This is a genomic window from Arthrospiribacter ruber (assembly GCF_019343195.1).
Taxonomy (GTDB): domain Bacteria; phylum Bacteroidota; class Bacteroidia; order Cytophagales; family Cyclobacteriaceae; genus Arthrospiribacter; species Arthrospiribacter ruber.
Genome location: NZ_RPHB01000006.1, coordinates 39529 through 59418, shown reverse-complemented (window position 1 = coordinate 59418; position 19890 = coordinate 39529). Strand labels below are relative to the sequence as shown.

16 protein-coding genes are annotated in these 19890 nt (G+C 42.3%); 9 read left to right on the top strand and 7 right to left on the bottom strand.

What is annotated here, in order from left to right; genetic code table 11:
• Nucleotides 1-341 precede the first annotated feature (341 nt).
• The 4 genes from lon to EGN73_RS12995 all read left to right on the top strand — a co-directional run bounded on the left by lon (nucleotide 342) and on the right by EGN73_RS12995 (nucleotide 6891).
• Complete coding sequence (gene lon / locus EGN73_RS13010) at nucleotides 342-2831, top strand: endopeptidase La (RefSeq protein ID WP_219290519.1); 2490 nt, start codon at nucleotides 342-344, stop codon at nucleotides 2829-2831.
• A 34-nt stretch (nucleotides 2832-2865) separates the two neighbouring features.
• Nucleotides 2866-3882 (top strand): type IX secretion system protein PorQ, encoded by a 1017-nt coding sequence (gene porQ / locus EGN73_RS13005; protein WP_219290515.1) that lies wholly within the window; start codon nucleotides 2866-2868, stop codon nucleotides 3880-3882.
• Nucleotides 3883-3895: 13 nt separating this feature from the next.
• A complete protein-coding gene (hslU, locus tag EGN73_RS13000) occupies nucleotides 3896-5302 on the top strand; it encodes an ATP-dependent protease ATPase subunit HslU (protein WP_219290512.1) in 1407 nt (468 codons plus the stop codon).
• Between the two features lie 245 nt (nucleotides 5303-5547).
• Nucleotides 5548-6891 (top strand): transposase, encoded by a 1344-nt coding sequence (locus EGN73_RS12995; protein WP_219290509.1) that lies wholly within the window; start codon nucleotides 5548-5550, stop codon nucleotides 6889-6891.
• A gap of 242 nt (nucleotides 6892-7133) precedes the next feature.
• On the opposite strand, the gene EGN73_RS12990 is transcribed toward EGN73_RS12995, so the two are convergent.
• From EGN73_RS12990 to EGN73_RS12975, 5 genes are all read right to left on the bottom strand, one after another.
• Complete coding sequence (locus tag EGN73_RS12990; protein ID WP_219290506.1) at nucleotides 7134-8057, bottom strand: aspartate carbamoyltransferase catalytic subunit; 924 nt, start codon at nucleotides 8055-8057, stop codon at nucleotides 7134-7136.
• A gap of 8 nt (nucleotides 8058-8065) precedes the next feature.
• Complete coding sequence (gene pyrR, locus EGN73_RS12985) at nucleotides 8066-8608, bottom strand: bifunctional pyr operon transcriptional regulator/uracil phosphoribosyltransferase PyrR (protein WP_219290503.1); 543 nt, start codon at nucleotides 8606-8608, stop codon at nucleotides 8066-8068.
• Nucleotides 8609-8714: 106 nt separating this feature from the next.
• On the bottom strand, nucleotides 8715-9935 hold the full coding sequence (locus EGN73_RS12980; RefSeq protein ID WP_246611582.1) for a transcriptional regulator: 1221 nt from the start codon (nucleotides 9933-9935) through the stop codon (nucleotides 8715-8717).
• Nucleotides 9936-9991: 56 nt separating this feature from the next.
• Nucleotides 9992-10339: a hypothetical protein gene (locus tag EGN73_RS22530; RefSeq protein ID WP_246611581.1), complete on the bottom strand. Its 348-nt coding sequence runs from the start codon at nucleotides 10337-10339 to the stop codon at nucleotides 9992-9994.
• Entirely contained in the window at nucleotides 10336-10743 is a 408-nt protein-coding gene (locus EGN73_RS12975) for an EVE domain-containing protein (RefSeq protein WP_219290500.1), read from the bottom strand. Before EGN73_RS12975 ends, EGN73_RS22530 begins: the two co-directional genes overlap by 4 nt.
• Nucleotides 10744-10846: 103 nt before the next feature.
• Here EGN73_RS12975 and polX point away from each other — a divergent pair, with 103 nt between their 5' ends.
• The 4 genes from polX (at nucleotide 10847) to EGN73_RS12955 (ending at nucleotide 14457) form a co-directional block, all read left to right on the top strand.
• Nucleotides 10847-12553, top strand: coding sequence for a DNA polymerase/3'-5' exonuclease PolX (gene polX / locus EGN73_RS12970; RefSeq protein ID WP_219290497.1), 1707 nt, complete (start codon nucleotides 10847-10849; stop codon nucleotides 12551-12553).
• Nucleotides 12554-12558: 5 nt separating this feature from the next.
• Nucleotides 12559-12846, top strand: coding sequence for a hypothetical protein (locus EGN73_RS12965; protein ID WP_219290494.1), 288 nt, complete (start codon nucleotides 12559-12561; stop codon nucleotides 12844-12846).
• A 9-nt stretch (nucleotides 12847-12855) separates the two neighbouring features.
• Nucleotides 12856-13491: a YiiX/YebB-like N1pC/P60 family cysteine hydrolase gene (locus EGN73_RS12960; protein ID WP_219290491.1), complete on the top strand. Its 636-nt coding sequence runs from the start codon at nucleotides 12856-12858 to the stop codon at nucleotides 13489-13491.
• Between the two features lie 234 nt (nucleotides 13492-13725).
• Nucleotides 13726-14457, top strand: a complete 732-nt coding sequence (locus EGN73_RS12955) for a hypothetical protein (protein ID WP_219290488.1) — start codon at nucleotides 13726-13728, stop codon at nucleotides 14455-14457.
• Nucleotides 14458-14515: 58 nt separating this feature from the next.
• Here EGN73_RS12955 and EGN73_RS12950 read toward each other — a convergent pair whose 3' ends face one another.
• Together EGN73_RS12950 and EGN73_RS12945 are read right to left on the bottom strand one after the other, a co-directional pair.
• Nucleotides 14516-15409 (bottom strand): mechanosensitive ion channel family protein, encoded by an 894-nt coding sequence (locus EGN73_RS12950; protein WP_219290486.1) that lies wholly within the window; start codon nucleotides 15407-15409, stop codon nucleotides 14516-14518.
• Between the two features lie 35 nt (nucleotides 15410-15444).
• Nucleotides 15445-16569: an ATP-binding protein gene (locus EGN73_RS12945; protein WP_219290484.1), complete on the bottom strand. Its 1125-nt coding sequence runs from the start codon at nucleotides 16567-16569 to the stop codon at nucleotides 15445-15447.
• 294 nt (nucleotides 16570-16863) lie between these two features.
• On the opposite strand from EGN73_RS12945, the gene EGN73_RS12940 reads away from it, so the two are divergent.
• The gene (locus EGN73_RS12940) at nucleotides 16864-19812 is read left to right on the top strand and encodes a DNA polymerase III subunit alpha (protein WP_219291352.1); all 2949 of its coding nucleotides are present in this window, start codon (nucleotides 16864-16866) and stop codon (nucleotides 19810-19812) included.
• Nucleotides 19813-19890: the final 78 nt, after the last annotated feature.

The window sequence follows — 19890 nt, the reverse complement described above, 5'->3', positions numbered from 1 at the left end:
TTTTGTTGCTATTAGCTTGTTTTTTTGGGAATAAGAGGGTTGTGCAAGTGCCTGTGGATGGTCGACGGATAAATTTTCATCGATCGGTAATTTCGGAAAGGAAGATGAATACTTATGTTCTTGGGTTTTTAGATTACTAACTTGGTTTCTTACACTTTAATTTGAATTGATCTGGCGGGGGAATTAAAATTCAAAAAATGGACAGGTTATTTTAAATCTGTCAATTTGTACAATATTAAACATTGGCATATACATTGAATTTAATGGGAGAACCTTCGTATTTTGAGGGTTCTTCTTTATTTTACACAAATTGTGACAGTTATACTGTCATATTGTCCTTTATGAACAAATTTGAAAATAACTTATATCAATCGCTTATGGTAGGGGAGTTTGCAGGAGAGGGAGATCTGATCCAGCTCATTACAGATGATGAGGAGGAAAATTCAGGTCAAAAGGAAGTTTTTTCCGATGAGATACCGATTTTATCAGTCCGTAATACAGTATTGTTTCCTGGTGTGGTGATTCCTATTACTGTTGGGCGTCAGCGTTCCATTCGTTTGGTCAAAAAAGCCCAGAAAGGGGATAAAATGATCGGTGTTTGCGCACAGATCAATCCTCAAAACGATGACCCATCCTGGGATGATATTTACCACGTAGGTACAGTAGCCAAGATCATAAAGATGATCGTACTGCCTGATGGCAATACCACTATTATCATCCAAGGGAAAAAAAGGTTTCAGATAACCAACCCCATCAGTGAAGATCCATACTTCACCGCCAATGTGGAATATCTAGAGGAAAATTTCCCCAAAAACAGCAGAAAAATAAAGGCGCTCGAAGAGTCCCTCAAAGATGCAGCAGCCAAGATACTCCACCTCAATCCTGAAATTCCAAGAGAAGCACAGGTGGCTTTGGATAACATTGACAGTACCTCGTTTTTGACACATTTCCTTTCTTCTAATATCAACGCTCCCGTAGAAGCCAAACAAAAGCTTCTCGAAATCAATGATGGCGTAGAAAGGGCTACATTGCTGCTTGAATTTATGATGAAAGACATTCAGATGCTTGAGCTGAAGTCTGAAATCCAAAAAAAGGTGCATACCGATATTGATCAGCAGCAAAGAGACTACTTCCTCAGGCAGCAGATGAAAGTCCTGCAAACGGAACTTGGAGAAGAGGGTCCCGAAAAGGAAGTTGAAGAACTGCGCGCCAAGGGGATGAAGAAAAACTGGCCCGCTGAAGTAGCCAAACATTTCAGTAAAGAGCTGGATAAAATTCTCAGAATCAACCCATCGGCGGCTGAATATCCCATAGCGCTCAATTACGCAGAAACATTGGTAGAACTTCCTTGGAACGAGTTTACCAAAGATAATTTTGACCTGAAAAGAGCCAAGGTAATCCTCGACAAAGATCATCATGGACTTGAAAAAGTCAAAGAAAGAATCATAGAATATTTGGCTGTACTGAAGTTGAAAAATGACCTCAAGGGGCCTATTTTATGCCTTTATGGCCCTCCGGGAGTTGGTAAAACCTCGTTAGGCAAGTCAATTGCAAAAGCTTTGGGAAGAAAGTATGTCAGGATGTCTCTGGGGGGCGTACATGATGAAGCCGAAATCCGTGGGCATAGGAAAACCTATGTTGGGGCAATGCCGGGTAAGATCATTCAGAACATGAAAAAAATCAAGACTTCCAATCCCGTATATGTGTTGGACGAAATTGATAAGCTGAGTTCTGATTTTAGAGGTGATCCTTCATCTGCATTTTTGGAAGTGCTGGACCCCGAACAAAACAGCACCTTCGTGGACAATTACCTTGAGGTGGAATATGACCTTTCCAAAGTCTTGTTTATCGCCACAGCCAATTCACTGGATTCCATTCAGCCTGCATTAAGGGATAGGATGGAAATCATTGAGGTGACAGGCTACACCATGGAAGAAAAACTGGAAATAGCCAAAAAGCACCTAGTGCCCAAGCAAAGAAAAGAGCATGGGCTCAAAGCAAAGGACGTGGCTTTTGACAAAGCGGCATTGGTCAAGATTATCGAGCACTATACCCGGGAATCAGGTGTCAGGAGCTTGGAAAGAGCCATTGGTAAGGTGATTAGGAATGTAGCCAAATCCATTGCAATGGAGGAAGAGTACAGTAAAAAAATCACTGCTGAAGCTGTCCGAAGGATTCTAGGTAGTGAAATGTTTGATAAAGAAATATACCAAGACAATAGTATAGCAGGAGTAGTGACAGGGCTGGCCTGGACTTCGGTAGGTGGAGAAATTCTATTTATCGAGACTTCGCTAAGCAGGGGCAAAGGTAAGCTTACCCTTTCAGGCCAATTGGGTGAAGTGATGAAAGAGTCGGCAGTGACAGCACTGTCATACCTCAAGTCAAAATCTGATCAGCTTGGTATCGATTATAGGATCTTTGACCATTATGACCTGCATGTCCACGTGCCTGCCGGAGCAGTGCCAAAAGACGGACCATCCGCAGGCATCACGATGCTGACTGCTATGGCTTCTCTTTTTACCCAGAGGAAAGTAAAATCCAAGATAGCCATGACAGGTGAAATCACTTTGAGGGGGAAAGTAATGCCCGTCGGTGGTATCAAAGAAAAAATATTGGCTGCAAAAAGATCAGGTATCAAAGAAATCATTCTTTGTGAAAGGAATAAGAGGGACATTGAAGAAATCGACGAAGAATACCTGAAAGGGATCAACTTCCATTTTGTGGACAAGGTGGAAGAAGTTCTTGATTTGGCCTTGCTCAAATCCAAAGTGGATAATCCTATGGAGTTCTATTTTCCAAAGGATTCCAAAATTGCGGTGTCAGCCGACTAAAAACAAGAAGTTGAGGTCTAATCATAAAAAGACTATGAAATCAGGCAGCCTCTTCCAGATACTATGTCTGGGAGGGCTGTACTTTTTGATTGGGTCACTTTATGGGCAGACTTCCAAGTCAGCTTTCAATTTCATAGACAATCCAAGCCAGGCAAAATTGGCAGCACTGGGAGGAGTGAATATCACTGCGGGCAGTGACCCATTGATGTTTTTGGCTTCTCCTGCACTATTGGACAGTTCTGTAGCAAACATACCTTCGTTTCACTACCTCAATTTTCCCGGTGGAATTCAGAGTGCGACAATTGGATATACTTTCAGCGGAGCTTCCGGCGGGGTGTGGGGACTGGGACTTCAATATATGGATTATGGAAGTTTTCAGGGATATGATGCCATAGGGATGCCTTTGGGAGAGTTTGGGGCAAATGAGTTTGCCTTTTCTTTGGGCTACAGTCAAGGCACACCTGTGTTCAGGTATGGAGCCAACCTCAAGCTTTTGGGTTCGGCTTTGGAGAGTTATCAAGCCTATGCTTTGGTTTTTGATTTTGGAATCAATTACCATCATCCAGAGATGGATCTGGTTTTGGGAATCAATGCAAGAAATGTTGGTTTTGGCCTCAGTTCCTACCTGGAAGGACACCAGTTGCAGTTGCCTTCAGACCTCAGGGTAGGAGGAAGCTTTAAGCCTGAGCACGCCCCATTTAGGTTTCACTTGACTTTGAGAAATCTGCAATCGAGAGAAGTGGATTTTTATATTCCGAGCTCAATAAGCGGGCAAACACAAATAAGTACAGCGGATAAGGTTTTCAGAAGGGCAGTTTTCGGTGTGGAAATTTTGCCAAGTGATCACCTAAGTTTGAGATTGGGTTACAACCATCTTATCAGAAAAGAGTTTGAAACTGCAGCAGGTGCCGGAGCAGGAGGGTTTTCAGGTGGCTTTGCATTTAAAGTGAAAAGATTCGAACTATCCTACGCAAGGATGTTTTACAATATACCAGGAGGTTCCAATGTATTTGGGATTTCCACTGCAATCAATGAATGGAGAACATTTTAACCATGAATAGAAAATGAGAAACGATATCAATCACCTAACGCCTCGTCAGATAGTAGGCGAACTGGATAAATATATCATTGGGCAGCATGATGCCAAAAGGAATGTGGCTATTGCCTTAAGAAACAGGATCAGAAGAATGAATGTGAATTCCGATATCCAGAAGGATATCGTTCCCAATAACATTCTTATGATAGGTTCTACAGGTGTCGGTAAAACTGAAATTGCAAGAAGACTCGCCAAAGTGGCCAATGCACCATTTACTAAAGTAGAAGCATCGAAATTCACAGAAGTCGGGTATGTAGGACGCGATGTGGAAAGTATGGTGAGAGATCTGGTAGAGCAATCAGTACATCTTGTCAGAGAGCAGAAAAACGAGCAGGTTAAAGAAAAAGCAGCAGAAGCAGTAGAAGAAGCCATATTGGATATTCTCATCCCACCTGTAAAATCTCCTGGGTTTATGAAGCCTACTGCCGCACAGGGAGTTCAGGATTTCAATCCTGAAAGTGCTTCCGAAGATGAGCTTAATGAAAGAACCCGGGATAGGTTTAGGGAGAAACTGAAAAACGGTGAACTTGAAGACCGCAAAATCGAAATCAATGTCAAGCAAAGTCCTCCGGTAGGAATAGGCATGATCGGTAATGGGATGATGGACGATGCCTCCATGGCAGGTATTCAGGACATGATTTCCGGTATGATGCCCAAGAGAACCAAGAAAAGAAAACTTACCATTGCCGAAGCAAGGAAAGTACTGATGGAGGAAGAAGCTTCCAAGCTGATAGACTTTGATGAGGTTAAGGAAGAAGCCATAAAGCTTGCTGAAAACAACGGTATCATATTCATCGATGAAATAGATAAGATTGCTTCCAAAAGTGGTAAGGGCAGTGGTGGCCCGGACGTAAGTAGGGAAGGTGTGCAGCGAGATCTACTCCCGATTGTTGAAGGAAGTGCGGTCAATACCAAGTATGGTATCATCAATACCGACCATGTGCTATTTATAGCTGCTGGAGCTTTTCACGTCAGCAAGCCTTCAGACCTAATTCCGGAGCTTCAGGGCAGGTTCCCGATCAGGGTGGAGTTGAGCAGCTTGACCGAAGAGGATTTTTACAGAATTCTGAAAGAACCTAAAAATGCCCTGACCAAGCAGTATCAGGCGCTTTTTGAGGCTGAAGAGGTTTATCTGGAATTTAATGACGAGTCAATTAGAGAAATCGCCAAACTGGCATTCAAGATCAATGAAGAAGTAGAAAATATCGGGGCGAGAAGGTTGCATACGGTCATGAGCCATTTGCTAAATGACTTCCTCTTTGATGTACCGGATACCATAGAGCCAAATTCCAAGATCATGATTACCAAAGAAATGGTACAGGAAAGGTTGAGCACTCTTGTTCAAAACAGGGATTTGTCCCAGTATATTTTATAAAGAAAAAAGTGCAGAAAACTGCTGATTGTAGTAGGGGCAATGTTTCTTTGAGGCTGCACAGCTAAGACATATTATATTAAGAGCAGGAATAAAAAGGGCTTCTTGTTAAAAGCACAACCAACTGATATTCAATTAAATAATTAATAAAAACATAACACAAAAACCCCGAAATCGGCTGTTTTAAGCTTTTTTCGGGGTTTTCTTTTTTGTATTTTAAGGTTGCAGAATAAAATACATCTGAAGATATGGCGCAACTTTCTCTTTTCAAAAATTTCGAAGGATATTCTCCAAAATATAACTTTTTCAAGAATTCTTTGTTAGGCAGAATCCATGACAGCATTCCCTGGGACGAACTTATCGACTGTCTTCCGGACGAACGGGTGGGCAGGGGTGCCCCAAGCTGGTTCGGTTCCAAGGGTATGTTTGCACTCATGTTTTTGAAGGCCTACTTTAATATCAGTGACAGGCAATTGCTGGAACGTTTCAATACGGATTGGTCACTTCAGTATTTCTGCGGTAAAGTACTGGCCGAAGACCAGCAGATAAAAGACATGACTATAATGACCCGTATAAGGGCATATATAGAAAGCCACTGTGAATGGGAAAAGCTTCAGGAGATCCTGATCAACCACTGGAAATATGATGTCAGCAACAGCCATGTTCTGCTGATGGATGCCACCTGCTATGAATCTTATATTCGTTTCCCAACCGATGTAAAACTTCTTTGGGAGTGCTGTGAATGGGTTTTTGAGAGTCAGTTATTCAGTATTTGTTCAGAATATGGTATCAAAAGACCAAGATCCAAGTTCAGGGAGCAGAAACTGGCCCAGATGTCATATTCCAGAAAAAGGAAGAACAGCTTTAAGGAAACGCTGAGAAGAAGAAAAGCACTTGTCTATCTTCTTAATAAAGGGATCGGTCAGCTGCAGGATATTCTGGATAAAAACAAAGGGGCAGGACTTGACCTGAAAGATTTTGCAAGATTCGGTGTGATAAAGAAAGTATGTCAGCAACAGGAGTTTTTACTGGATAATCCTCCTTCAAAACTGAAGGATAGAATTGTATCACTCCATAAACCATATCTACGGCCAATAGTAAGAGGGAAAGAAAAAAAGCCTGTGGAGTTCGGCGCCAAAGCCCACATTCTTCAGGTTGATGGCCTAACTTTTATTGACAAACTGGATTTCAATGCCTTCAACGAGTGTACCAGGCTTAAGCTGTCGGTAGCCAAACATAAAAGGTTTTTCGGTCCTGCAAAACAGCTTGGAGCTGACAGGATCTATGCTACCAACAAAAACCGTGTATTCTGCACTGGGAAAAAGATCTTTACCTGCTTCCCCAAAAAAGGCCCTAAAAAACTAAGCAAAGCTGAAAAAACCCTGAGCTCGGAAATATCCAAACAGAGGGCCACTGTTATGGAAGGTGTTTTTGGAACAAACAAAAACTTTTACGGTCTGGGTAAAATCAAAGTCAAAGGGGAAAAGAGGGAGAAGCTGATGATATTTTTTGGTATTATGACGGCCAACGCTGTTCTGATCGCTAAAAGAAGGAAAGCCAAAGAAAGTCCACCGAAGCAAAAAGCAGCCTAGAAAAGCATCCAAAAAGCAACTTTATGGGATAGGTGTGCCCATACGGAAAATCCAGGTCATTTTCATACAGTACCAGACCGTTAATTGTACTTTTTCAACCTGAAATTGACTCCTGGGTCAAGGGCCAAATACATAAAAAAAGAAAGTAGAATTTAGTTTCAATCCTACTTTCTAATTCCGGAGGAATTTTCCAAGAAGCCCTAAAAAAAGGGCTTCCAAATCGGTAGCCCTTTTTATTGTGCTTATTTTACCCCCGCCAGAAGGTACAATACAGCCATTCTTACAGCCACGCCGTTTTCTACTTGATGGAGAATGATGGAATGTTCGGAGTCAGCGACGTCAGAGTTTAGTTCCACTCCTCTATTGATAGGTCCAGGGTGCATGATGACAATTTCCTTGTTCAGTCTATCCAACATTTTTCTGTTGACTCCATAGTAAAGGGAGTATTCCCTCAAAGAAGGAAAATACTTGATCTGCTGTCTTTCCAATTGAATTCTTAGAATATTGGCCACATCACACCATTCGAGTGCTTTTTGTACATCATGCTCTACTTTCACTCCTAAAGTGTCTATGTACTTGGGTAATAAAGTAACCGGTCCGCATACCATCACTTCAGCGCCGAGTTTCTGGAGACAGAAGATATTGGATAGGGCTACTCTAGAATGTAAAATGTCACCGATGATGGCTACTTTTTTCCCGGCCACATCTCCCAGTTTTTCTCTGATCGAAAAAGCATCCAAGAGTGCCTGAGTGGGGTGTTCGTGGGTACCGTCTCCTGCATTGACGATATTGGCTTTGATGTTTCTGGATAAAAAATGCGGTGCACCAGGGCTGCTGTGTCTCATGACCACCATATCCACTTTCATGGAAAGGATGTTATTGACGGTATCAATCAGGGTTTCCCCTTTCTTTACTGAGCTGTTGCTGGAAGAGAAGTTGACCACATCTGCAGAGAGCCTTTTTTCTGCCAGTTCGAAGGAAAGCTTAGTACGGGTGGAGTTTTCGAAAAAAATATTGGCTATAGTGATGTCTCTGAGAGAGGGGACTTTTTTGATGGGTCTATTTAGGACATCTTTGAAATTATCGGCTGTTTCGAAAATCAGCTGAATGTCTTCCGGGCTGATGTCTTTGATTCCTAAGAGGTGTCTGCTGCTGAGTTGTGACATGTGTGTCTTTATGCTTTTTCAGTGATCCAGATGGCGTCTTGGCTGAACCCGTTTTGGGCCCATTCTACAGATACATATTGGCTTTCGAGTGTATTGACTTTGATCCCGTAATAATCCGGCATGATAGGGTAATCTCTGGTGTATTTCCGGTCTACCAGCACCATGAGTTCTACCTTTTGCGGTCTGCCAAATGCTATCATGGCATCCAAGGCTGCCCTTACTGAGCGTCCTTTATACAATACATCATCAATAAGAATGACTTTTTTGCCTTCTATGAGAAATTCTATCCTGGTTTCATTGGCTTTGAGCGGGAGATCCCTACGTCTGAAATCATCCCGGTGAAAAGTAGCATCCAAGTAACCAAAAGGGACTTTTTTTCCGGAAATTTCTTCCAGAAGGCTAGTGATTTTGTCTAAAACGATAGGTCCTCTAGGCTGTAATCCTAAAAATACAGTATTTTCGAAATTGTCGTGATTTTCGATCAACTGATGGCAAAAGCGCTTAAGGATAATGTCTATTTGCTGTTGATCCAGTACAAGTCGTTTTTGCATGGCTTTGCTTTGGATGCAAATATAAACATTATTGAAGAAGTAGGAAGGGGAGGAGGTATTGGTATCCTTAAATTCCAAAAAATACTTCAGGGATTTGTTTTTTATTTTAGTCTCCCTCCTCCGGGACATACTGATCCCCGTCTACTTTGATTTTGGTCATAAAAAATACTTCCCTGTTTTCTTCTCTGCCCTGCTCGTTCAAAAATCTGATTCTTTGTTTACCTGAAAGTAAAAAATAGTCATCATACCACCAGTTGAGACTTAGGCTATTGTCCTGCGTATCTCTGATCCTTTCGCTTTCATTGATAAGTTCCAGTTCGAAAGGGATATTTTCAAAAATCACCTCACCATTTTTCATATAGCTCATTTTGATTTTGCCTTCATCGAGAAAAAGGTAGTGCAGTCTTTGTCCATCGTAGGCTACTTCACCAAATTTGCCTGGATAATCTACAGTTTTGTTGTCCAGGTTGAAAGCATTGTCCCATATCACTTGGCCTTCCCGGTCGATGAAAATAAAATAAGAAGAAAGGAATCTATAGGAACCATTCTGCTGCCAGGTAGAATAAGGATACCTGTTGCCATACATCATGGGGTTGTAATGGAAGCCGTTAAGAGGGCCGTGGAGAAGGGTTCTGTTTGGAAAGAAGCGGTAGGCATCATTTGCATATACTCCGTCTCTAGGGATATACCTGGGATTGGTAGCATTGAAGTGGTCATTGTGCAAAAGAAAACCATTTTCCATAGGGATCACTTCTCGGGTGGTCAGTACATCATTAATGTAGGGAGTTTTGCCCTGATGGAGTTTTTTTTCAATTTCTCTAAGCTTTCTTTCCCTAGGCCTATCTTTTAGGTAATTATAGAAATTCGGAAAATCTTCCATGGTGTACAGTTTGGTGTTGTACTCCCCGAATTCATTGATGTCCGTAAGGTAAAATCCTATATATGCTTCTCTCCTTCTCCGACCAAAAGTACCGATAATGCTTTGCTGATATTCGAAATAGGGGGTGAGCAGACCTTCGGTGAATTCTTTTTCACGAGGACTGGGGTTTGAAATGTTTATTTCCCGGATTTTATTCCCTTCTTCATCAAAGCTGAATACTGTCAGCTGTTTTTCTTTAAATCTGTCTCTTTTGCTTACCAGAATATCTATCAGGCCCAACTCGCTGTCTTTTCTGATCTGAAGTACTTTGGTGTCTTTGGAATACACTCCTTGCACCGTTATAAGGTCCTTGCTCTCCGTGTCAAAAACCTGTACCAAAGGGCGCATTTCAGAAATCCCCAAAAAAACCGCTTTTCTATTGAGAACAAAAAACTCCTGAAGATCCATGGCATGTACATACTCCAGTGAAATTTCTTTGGCTTCTTCCGTATTCAGGTTGATTTCTACCAGATACCTTTCTGATGTAGCTGTGGAGCCTTTTTGGAAAAGGGTATAAAAAAATCTCCTTCAAGGTCATAACCTACCAGGTCAAAATTGTCTTTGATCCGTACTTCAGATAATCGCTCCGACTCCAAAAGGTAATCGGTAAGGATAATCTGAAGCTTGGAGCGCAGGTTGAAGCCTTTATCTGGCTGGGCCCTGAAAGCAATAATACCACCAGGCTTATTCATGACCATGAAGTCTTTTTCCTGATATTTGGACTCAAACTCAAACCTTTCCACAAACATTACCTGCGCTTCTAAAAGCGTTAGAGTGAAGGCAAAAGCGAGGGAAAGGAAAAGGGTTTTCATGAGCAGGTTTTGATGATAAGGTCGAAAGCATCCTTCGCAACTGGCATTACGGACAGCCTAGGTTGTTTCAAGAGAGGTAGTTCGCTTAACATAGGGTCTTCTTTGATTTTTTCGAGACTTAGTGGGTTTTTCAGTACTGCTTTTGCCTTTATCCTTACAGCGACCCAGCCTTTGCCGTCGGTGTCTTTCTTGTCAGGAAACGCTTCTTCACTGACTTCGGCCAGGCCGACAATGGATTTTTCTTTACCGGAATGATAATATAATACCTGATCTCCGATTTTCATTTCTTTGAGGTAATTTCTTGCCTGGTAATTTCTGATACCGTCCCAAATGGTATCTTGGGCCGCTTCGAGGTCTTTGTAGCTGTATTCTTCAGGTTCTGATTTGACTAGCCAGTAATTCATAGTACTTAGATTAGAAGTCTGGCATAAGATAGTTTTTAAGATTTTAATTTAAAACAATTATTGATGACATTTGTCCTGTAAGTACATCAATCGATAGAAAGTTTTGGATCAAAAAAGCATACTCCGTCATCTCAAGCTCATCATAAAACTCATGGAGTTACATGATGAAAACACTTTTAAAATCAGAAGCTACCAATCCGCAGTCAATGCGATAGACCGTGGTGATGACATTACCATAGAAAACAAGAGTTTGGAAGAACTGCAAAAAATCAATGGTGTAGGAAAAAGTATTGCAGAGGTGATTTATTCTCTTGGGACTACAGGTGGAAGTGAATATTTGGAGGAATTGATGTCCAAAACTCCTGCGGGGATTTTGGAAATTCTCGAAATCAAAGGTCTTGGTCCAAAAAAAGTGAAAGTATTATGGGAGGAAATGGGGATCACATCCACCCACGAGTTGATGGAAGCTTGTCGGGCAGGTCAGGTAGCAAAAGTCAAAGGGTTTGGAGAAAAGACTCAGGAAAGCATCATTCAGGCTTTGGAATTCCGGGCAGCAAATATGGGCAAATGGCTGTATGCAGATATTGAAATGTTCATGATGGAGCTTACCGGAAAAATTAAGGACATTGAAGGGGTAAAAGATGTCGTTCCGGTAGGTGAATTTGCCCGAAAGATTGAAATCATTGAAACAGTGGAGTGGCTCATCCAGACGGATCACCATGGGAATGTAATAGGAGCACTTTCAGAACTGGAGGGATTGGAAAAGGATCAAAAAACATCAAGCCCATTTAAGTGGAGGGGGAAGGCATCTGATCCTGAGGTGAATCTGTTGATTCATTTTGCTTCAGAGGATAAATTTCTAATGGAGAAAATGATCAGAACAGGTAGTAAGGCGCACCTGCTTTACCCTGTCAAGGATAATCAGACACTTGCGGAGAGGTTGAAGAGTTCAGAAGTATTCAAAACAGAGCAAGAAGTATATGCCAGTATGGGGTTGCCCTGGATTCCGGAGGAATTAAGAGAAGGATTTATAGAATTTGATTTAGCTAAAGAAGAGAAGCTTCAGGATCTAGTGACAGATAAAGATTTGAAAGGAATTTTGCACAACCATTCCACTTACAGTGACGGTAAGCATACCCTCAGACAAATGGCGGAGTTTTGCAAGGCTGAGGGATATGAATATCTTGGAATATCTGATCATAGTAGGACCGCTTCTTATGCTGGTGGACTTGAAATCGAAAAAGTCCGGAAACAATGGGAAGAAATAGATCAACTGAATGAAGAGTTGTCTCCATTTAAAATTTTTAAAGGTATAGAAAGTGATATCCTTACCGATGGAAGCCTGGATTATCCTGATGAAGTGTTGTCAGGTTTTGATTTTGTGGTTGCATCCATTCATTCAGGGCTGAGTATGGACAGGAAGAAGGCTACTGCCCGTCTGCTCAAAGCGATAGAAAACCCCTATACTACCATTCTTGGACATCCCACAGGCAGGCTCTTGTTGAGGCGAGAGGGCTACCCGATAGACCATAAAGCAATCATTGACGCCTGTGCTGCCAACAAGGTCGTGATAGAAATCAATTCCAATCCGTGGAGGTTGGATCTGGATTGGAGATGGATACAATATGCCCTTGAAAAAAATGTAATGCTCTCCCTCAATCCTGATGCCCATGAAATGGAAGGATATGCGGACATGAAGTATGGAGTGATAGTCGGAAGAAAAGGGGGACTCACCAGGGATATGACATTTAATGCTTTGGGTAGGGAGGCTGTCTCGGCATATTTCAAAGAAAGAAAAAGCAAAAAATAGAGAAGATGAATTGGATGGATAAGGATGAAGGCCTGCTTTTGCAGCGTTCTTTTATTTTCGGGATTACAGGAATAGTATTGTGTCTTTTGGCATTGGTCAATATCAATTTGGGTTTATTGGACGCTCCAATGGGGCCTTTGAATGGAGTTGGGATAGCCCTGCAATTTTTTGGATTGAGCATAGCGGTGTTGGTATTAAGAAAAAGAAAGATTAGTGATAAGACCAAGGAGAAAGCCAAAAAAATGATATTGGTACTTGGAGTGGCTTTGATTTTCTTCTTTATGGTTGTTTAGTTTTTAGAGATGTGCAGGCTTATATTACTTTTATTTCTAATTTATTTTAATTCTACTGCCCAGGTTGATTTTGAATGGCAGGAGGGGGATATTCTCTTTCAGGATGGGAATTGTGGTGATTTTTGCGAAGCTATCCGGAAAGTGACCAATGGGTACGAGGGAGAAAATTTCACACATAATGGATTGCTCATGATGGAAAATGACCAGTGGTATGTACTTGAGGCTATTGGTCAAGGAGTGAGTCAAACACTGCTAAGTGAGTTTTTGGAAAGGTATGTGGATGAAAAAGGCAGTCCGAAGGTCATGTTAGGAAGATTAAAGGATGATTACCGGTATTTGATACCTGATGCAATCCTTGAAGCAAAGACCAAGATCGGGAAACCGTATGATCATGAATTTGATTTTGAAAACGATGCCTATTATTGTTCGGAGTTGATTCACTTTGCATTCAAAAAGGCCAATGATGGCGTGGATGTCTTTGAGCCGCAACCGATGACCTATGTTGACCCTGAGACAGGGATGCTATTCAGTATTTGGGAAGAGTACTTTGGGACTTTGGGAATAGAGGTGCCTGAAGGCAAGCCAGGCCTTAATCCAGGAGGAATGTCTCTTTCTCCTATCTTAAGAATGCATAAACTATATTGATTTTTCTGGTTTAGGATAAAATCACCCGATCGGGTGAAGCAATTTTTTTTTTGAATACTGAGCTTTATACAGCTTAAATGATGAAGTCGATTTTCTTCTTTAGCTACACATGCAGGCCTCATGTTAAGAATTGTACCCGTTGAGAGAAAATGGGTTTTTGATTAAGGTACATCCATGTACAGGATGTTATTGAAGTAGTTTTTTACTGATTATCAAAACAACAAATACCTAGTCATGAGAAAATTTAAAAATAAGATTTATCAGGTGTCAATTATGTTGACTGGCCTGTTCATATGGACAGCATGTTCGGAAAGTTTCATTGAGGACTCCTTTGACAATATTGAAGAAGATCTCACTGAAATTCAGGAGGGTGTTTTTCTATGGGAAAACGATGAAATAGGACAATTTCTTAGGCAAAATCCTTCGAACCAAAACCGATTGCTTGCCCAGATCCGGCAGGCTACAGTCAAGTATCAAAAGTTTGAAACAGCGGTAAATGATGGATATATGCTGGATCATTGCGTAGAACACCCTCTGTTGGGAGGGATGGGGCATCATGCAGCAAATATGGGACTGATCATGTCTGAATTTGATCCGCTCACGCCAGAAGTCTTGCTATACGAACCAATGCCAAATGGCAAGCTAAAACTTGTGGGTGTGGAATATATTATTCCTTCTACACCGTTATTTGGGGATGAAGTAGATACTTTGGATCCACCTATGCTCGGAGATGTGCCATTTGACAATCACCGCAGAGGACAGATGGTTCCTGTACTTGATGAACACGGTAATGAGGTTTTGGATGAAAATAATGAGCCTGTGTTAAGGTTTCAGCCTGATATGGGCGGGCCTCCATTACCACATTACCAGCTACATGTTTGGATATGGAAAGCCAATCCTTCCGGTATGTACTTCCCTTTCAATCCTAATGTGAGTTGCCAATATGCACAACATGACCATCATTGATTGAGGGAAAATACTTCCCTCGACGGGGCCCCCAGGAACTTCGGTTTCGGGGGCTTGCTTATTCCAGACCTTTTTCCAGGTATACAGAAGTGATAGGATATACGATTTTGATGTCTTTTTCCATTCTGAATTTTTCCAAAACTGCCTCAGCTATTTGATGCTCCAGGACGCGCCTTTTTCTGGGATGACAAAGATAGCGGAGCGAAAGTTGGATGCCCCGTTCCTGGATTTTGAGATATACTGTAGGGGTGTATTGGCTGAAGGAAATAAAATGTTCTTTATGAGCTTTCATAATGGCCCTTTCAATGTTTTTGAAATCTGCCTGGCATAATCCGGTCATGATACTTTTGAGCAGGGATTGGGCTTTTTTATGATTCGAGTCAAGGCTTATGTACAGATGCTGTTCATTCCAGATATAATCAAATCCTTGGGAGTAATTGGCCTGAGGGTCAGAAAAAACTTTTCCGTTAGGGACATGAATAATTCTGCCTGTGCTTTGCTCCGCATCAACCCAATTGCCTACTTCCAAAAGAGAAAACTGAAATAACCTAAGGTCTACCACGTCTCCTTTATGCTCACCTATCTGAATTCTGTCACCCACGTCAAAGGGTTTTCGCCAATAAATAAAAATCCACCCGGCAATGTTGACAAAAATATCTTTCAAAGCGATGGCTATGCCCGCTGAAAGAAGCCCGAGGAAGGTAGTAATTGATTGGAAGTTGCTGATCCAGATGTTGCCTACAAGCAAAAGCCCTATGAATACCAGAGTGTACTGTACGGTTTTCCGCCAATGGTACACCTTTTTCATATCGGTGTCTTTTCCTATGCCTATAAGCTGGTAAGCTCCTTTTTTGATCAACCACAAAACAAGGATTATCAGGATGGTTTTGAAGATATTCCATCTGATTTCGTATGCTACTATGTCGTTTAGGTATTCTATCCAGTTTTCCATGGCCAAAAAGTAAAGCTAAACGTACTTTTGGTGAATCACAAAAGAAAGTTCATGTAGTTTTCCGGGCTGACGACTTGGTGCACTGTACCGGGATATGCTTCTATGAAACTCTTCGGAAGTGAAGCCCTCCTTTTGGGATTCCATTTGGCCTCAAAAGCATGGATGATACCTCCCCTCTCTTCCAGCCAATCCATCTCCATTCCTGTGGTGGTTCTCCAAAAGTAAATATTCGATTTGATCTTATTGTAATGCAAAAACTTCATACGTTCAGAAATAATGAAATTTTCCCAGAGTGCTCCAACATCATTCCTCAAGGACAATGAATTGAAATTATTGATGATCGCATTTCGGATTCCATTGTCCCAGAAATAAATTTTCTTCCCTTTTTTGATTTCCCTTCGCATATTACGACTAAAGGAGTTCAACTTGAAAATAACATAACTCTTCTCAAGCAGGTCTATGTATTTTTCGGCAGTTTCCTTATCAATACCAACAGTATTCCCCAATTCATTAAATGTTACCTCAGACCCTAATTGCAAAGCTAAAGCAAGCAATAATTTCTGCAAAATGACTGGCTTACGCACCTGATCCAAGGTCAGAATATCTTTATATAAATAGCTATTAGTGAGTTCTTCGAGAATCTCTTCTGCTTCCGCTGGGTTCTTGACTACTTCAGGATAAAATCCATAGACCAGCCTAGTATGCAACATCCTTTTCTCTTCCCTCTCTGAACTGTAAGTAATCATTTCCTCGCTAGAAATAGGATATAAGCTCAACTCTCTTTTCCGTCCTGTAAGTGGCTCTTTGATCTCATTTGCCAGATCCAAGGCAGATGAACCAGAAGCTATCACTTGCACATGGGGCATTCCATCCGCAATAAGCTTAAGCGTCAGTCCTATGTTCTTTACCCGCTGAGCTTCATCAATGATGACCAAAGCATGATTTCCTACCAGAGCTTTGAGTTGAGTGATTGTGACCTCCTGCAAATCTGACCTATCATCTGGGTTATCGCAATTGAGCCATAATGCATTCAATTTCTCTCGTTCTATCAACTGCCTAAGTAATGTAGTCTTCCCAACCTGCCTAGGCCCAGTCACCAGCAAAACTTTCCCTTGATTTAGCCGGCTTTTAAGTTCTCCTTCTAAGATTCTCTTGATCATTTCCAATCTAATTACTTACAAAAATATGCATTTTTTCGATTGTAATCGAAAATAATTATGTAATTATTCGATTGTAATCGAAAAAAAACATTTATTTTTTCGGTTTTGTTGACCTCAAAAAGATTTTCCCGGTTCCCTTTGACTTTTGAAATCCTTTTTGTTTAAATTATAAACATATAAATGTTAATTTTATTAACATTTGTAGAAAATACCAAGATATATCGCTTCGCTTATGTCACGCAGTATATATCCAATTATTTCCCTGACCAAGGGGAGGCATATTTCACCAAGTATATGTTTATCAATTGCCACTCTTACTACAGCTTCAAATACGGCACGCTCTCGATCGAAGAACTGGTCTTCGAGGCCAAAAGCAAAAAACTGGATGCGCTGGCCTTGACAGATATCAACTCTGTGGCTGGGGTGTTCCCGTTTATCCGTGAAGCACAGAAGAATGGCATACATCCTGTAATTGGGATTGACTTCCGCAATGGGGTCAAGCAGCAGTATATAGGACTGGCCAAAAATCAGGAAGGCTTCTACGAACTCAATCGCCACCTTTCCCATAGACGGACCAAAGGGCTAGAGTTTGACACTCAAGCTCCTGCTTTTCAACATAGCTTTGTCGTGTATCCATTTAGGGAAAAAGTATTCTCCCTACGGGAAAATGAATTCATCGGCATCCATCCCTACCAGCTCAATCGCCTGCTCAAGTCCCCTTGGTACCGGTACAAGGATAAACTGGTACTGCTACAACCTGTCAGCTTCTCTTCCAAGATTGGCTTCAATGCCCATCGCCTCCTGCGGGCAGTGGACAAAAACACCCTGCTCAGCAAGCTCGAACTTGAGGAACAGGGAGACATCAGCGATCAACTCTATTCCTATGCGGATATGGTGGCGCGCTGCGAAGGTCATAGCTATCTCTTGTACAATTCTCAGCGCTTGCTGGAAGCCTGCCAATTTTCCTTCTATTTCCAAGCAGTCAAAAACAAGCGGGACATCTTGGGCTCAGACTGGGAGGATTTTGATTACCTGAGACAGGAAACTTTCAAAGGTGCAATCAATCGCTATCCAGATCTCACGCAGGAAATCAGCAAGCGGCTGGAAAAAGAACTGGAGCTTATCCAACAGAAGGGCTTTGTCTCCTACTTTCTGATCAATTATGATATCGTCAGCTTTGCCCAGCAACGTAACTACTACCATGTAGGCCGTGGCAGTGGTGCCAATAGCATCGTGGCTTACTGCCTGGGTATCACAGACGTGGACCCCATTGAGCTGGACTTGTATTTTGAGCGCTTTATCAACTTGTATCGGGAAAATCCGCCAGACTTCGATATCGACTTCAGCTGGACAGACCGGGATGAAGTAACGAAGTACATTTTTGAAAAATACAACAAGGAAGGGCAAGAGCATGTGGCATTGCTAGGCTCTTACAGCACCTTTCAGGCCAATTCCATGTTGCGGGAATTGGGGAAAGTATTTGGATTGCCCAAAACTGAGATCGAATCGCTGATCTACCATGCCGACAAGCCTAATCATATTCCCGATCAATACGGGAAGCTGATTCTCAAGTACAGTCAGGTATTGCACGGGATGCCTTCACACCTGACCATCCATGCCTGCGGGATATTGATTTCCCACAAACCCATTCATTACTATACTGCCACTGAAATGCCCCCGAAGGGATTTCCACTAGCACATATTGATATGCATACAGCGGAGGATATCGGGCTGCATAAGTTTGATATTTTATCCCAACGTGGACTTGGCCACATCAAAAGCAGCTTAGAGATCATCTATCAGAATCAAGGGATACAAGTTGATATCCGACAGGTAGAGCAATTCAAGAAAGACCCCAAAATCAAGGAACTGCTCCGAACAGGACACACCATTGGGGCCTTTTACGTAGAGTCTCCGGCCATGCGCATGCTGCTGGCCAAGATGAAAGCGGAAGAGTATCTTGAGCTTGTTGCCGCTAGCTCTATCATCCGTCCTGGAGTGGCCCGCTCAGGAATGATGCGGGAATACATCCTGAGACATGTGAATGAAGAGCGGCGCAAGCAAGCCCATCCCGTGATGATGGACATCATGCCCGAGACCTATGGCATCATGGTCTATCAGGAGGACGTGATCAAGGTGGCGCATTACTTTGCCCAACTCAGCCTATCGGAAGCAGATATTCTGCGACGGGGCATGAGCGGGAAGTCCCGCTCCAAAGATGAATTCCAGCGGGTAAAAGATCAGTTTTTTCTGAATTGTGAAAAATTGGGAAGAGACCCGAAAATCACCAAAGAAGTCTGGTATCAGATTGAGAGTTTTGCGGGCTATTCTTTTGCCAAGGGACATTCTGCATCCTTTGCAGTGGAGAGTTATCAGAGTCTGTACCTGAAAGCCTACTTCCCGCTGGAGTTTATGGTGGGGGTGATCAATAACTTCGGGGGATTTTACCATACGGAATTCTACATCCACGAACTTCGCATGAACGGGGCAGATATCCAGGCTCCGCATATCAACGAGAGCGATCATCTGACGAATATCAAAGGGAAAACTGTATACCTTGGTTTTGTTCATCTGAAATATTTGGAAAAAGCCAGCATTGAAAAAATTCTCAGCGAGAGGAGAACCAATGGTTTGTTTGCGGGCTTGTCAGACTTTATCGCTAGGGTAGACATCAGCTTGGAGCAAGCCCTGATTCTGATCCGCATTGGTTGTTTTCGCTTTACGGGCAAGAGCAAGCAGGAATTGCTTTGGGAGGCGCACTTTATCCTGAACAAGCGCAAGTCGGTAGCTACAGGCAACGAGCTCTTCCGACAGGCCGGATTTCGGGAATTGGAGGTTCCTGAGCTTGAGGAGGCTGATCTGAGGCAAGAGATCGTAGATCAGATCGATATCCTGGAGTTTCCTTTAGACTCTCCTTTTCATCTGGTCAAGGATCAGACGGTACCTAGCATCAAGGCAAGGGATTTGAAGCAGTACTTGGGCAAACAAGTACAGATTATCGGTTATCTCGTTACGATCAAATACACCCGTACGGTGAAGGGCGATGTGATGAACTTCGGCACCTTTGTCGACCGGGAGGGAGACTGGATAGACACCGTACATTTTCCTCCTGTGGTCAAAAAACACCCCTTCAAAGGCCGTGGTATCTACCTGATCCGAGGTAAGGTGACACAGGAATTTGATTTTTATAGCATTGAGGTGGAGCGTTGCGAAAGGATGGCGTATTGGAATGCGGGTGATTGAAATGTGGATAATTGGTTCAAGCCGTGCTTGGTTCAAGTCTGAAGGCTTGAACCATGACTATTGCAGTCTTCAGACTGC

Coding starts and splice junctions, on each gene's coding strand:
- EGN73_RS12940 (WP_219291352.1), top strand. CDS start 16,864: ATGTTTATCAATTGCCACTCTTACTACAGCTTCAAATACGGCACGCTC.
- EGN73_RS12990 (WP_219290506.1), bottom strand. CDS start 8,057: ATGTCACAACTCAGCAGCAGACACCTCTTAGGAATCAAAGACATCAGC.
- lon (WP_219290519.1), top strand. CDS start 342: ATGAACAAATTTGAAAATAACTTATATCAATCGCTTATGGTAGGGGAG.
- EGN73_RS12950 (WP_219290486.1), bottom strand. CDS start 15,409: ATGGAAAACTGGATAGAATACCTAAACGACATAGTAGCATACGAAATC.
- pyrR (WP_219290503.1), bottom strand. CDS start 8,608: ATGCAAAAACGACTTGTACTGGATCAACAGCAAATAGACATTATCCTT.
- EGN73_RS12980 (WP_246611582.1), bottom strand. CDS start 9,935: ATGGATCTTCAGGAGTTTTTTGTTCTCAATAGAAAAGCGGTTTTTTTG.
- hslU (WP_219290512.1), top strand. CDS start 3,896: ATGAGAAACGATATCAATCACCTAACGCCTCGTCAGATAGTAGGCGAA.
- EGN73_RS12955 (WP_219290488.1), top strand. CDS start 13,726: ATGAGAAAATTTAAAAATAAGATTTATCAGGTGTCAATTATGTTGACT.
- EGN73_RS12965 (WP_219290494.1), top strand. CDS start 12,559: ATGAATTGGATGGATAAGGATGAAGGCCTGCTTTTGCAGCGTTCTTTT.
- EGN73_RS12995 (WP_219290509.1), top strand. CDS start 5,548: ATGGCGCAACTTTCTCTTTTCAAAAATTTCGAAGGATATTCTCCAAAA.
- EGN73_RS12960 (WP_219290491.1), top strand. CDS start 12,856: ATGTGCAGGCTTATATTACTTTTATTTCTAATTTATTTTAATTCTACT.
- EGN73_RS22530 (WP_246611581.1), bottom strand. CDS start 10,339: ATGAAAACCCTTTTCCTTTCCCTCGCTTTTGCCTTCACTCTAACGCTT.
- EGN73_RS12945 (WP_219290484.1), bottom strand. CDS start 16,569: ATGATCAAGAGAATCTTAGAAGGAGAACTTAAAAGCCGGCTAAATCAA.
- porQ (WP_219290515.1), top strand. CDS start 2,866: ATGAAATCAGGCAGCCTCTTCCAGATACTATGTCTGGGAGGGCTGTAC.
- EGN73_RS12975 (WP_219290500.1), bottom strand. CDS start 10,743: ATGAATTACTGGCTAGTCAAATCAGAACCTGAAGAATACAGCTACAAA.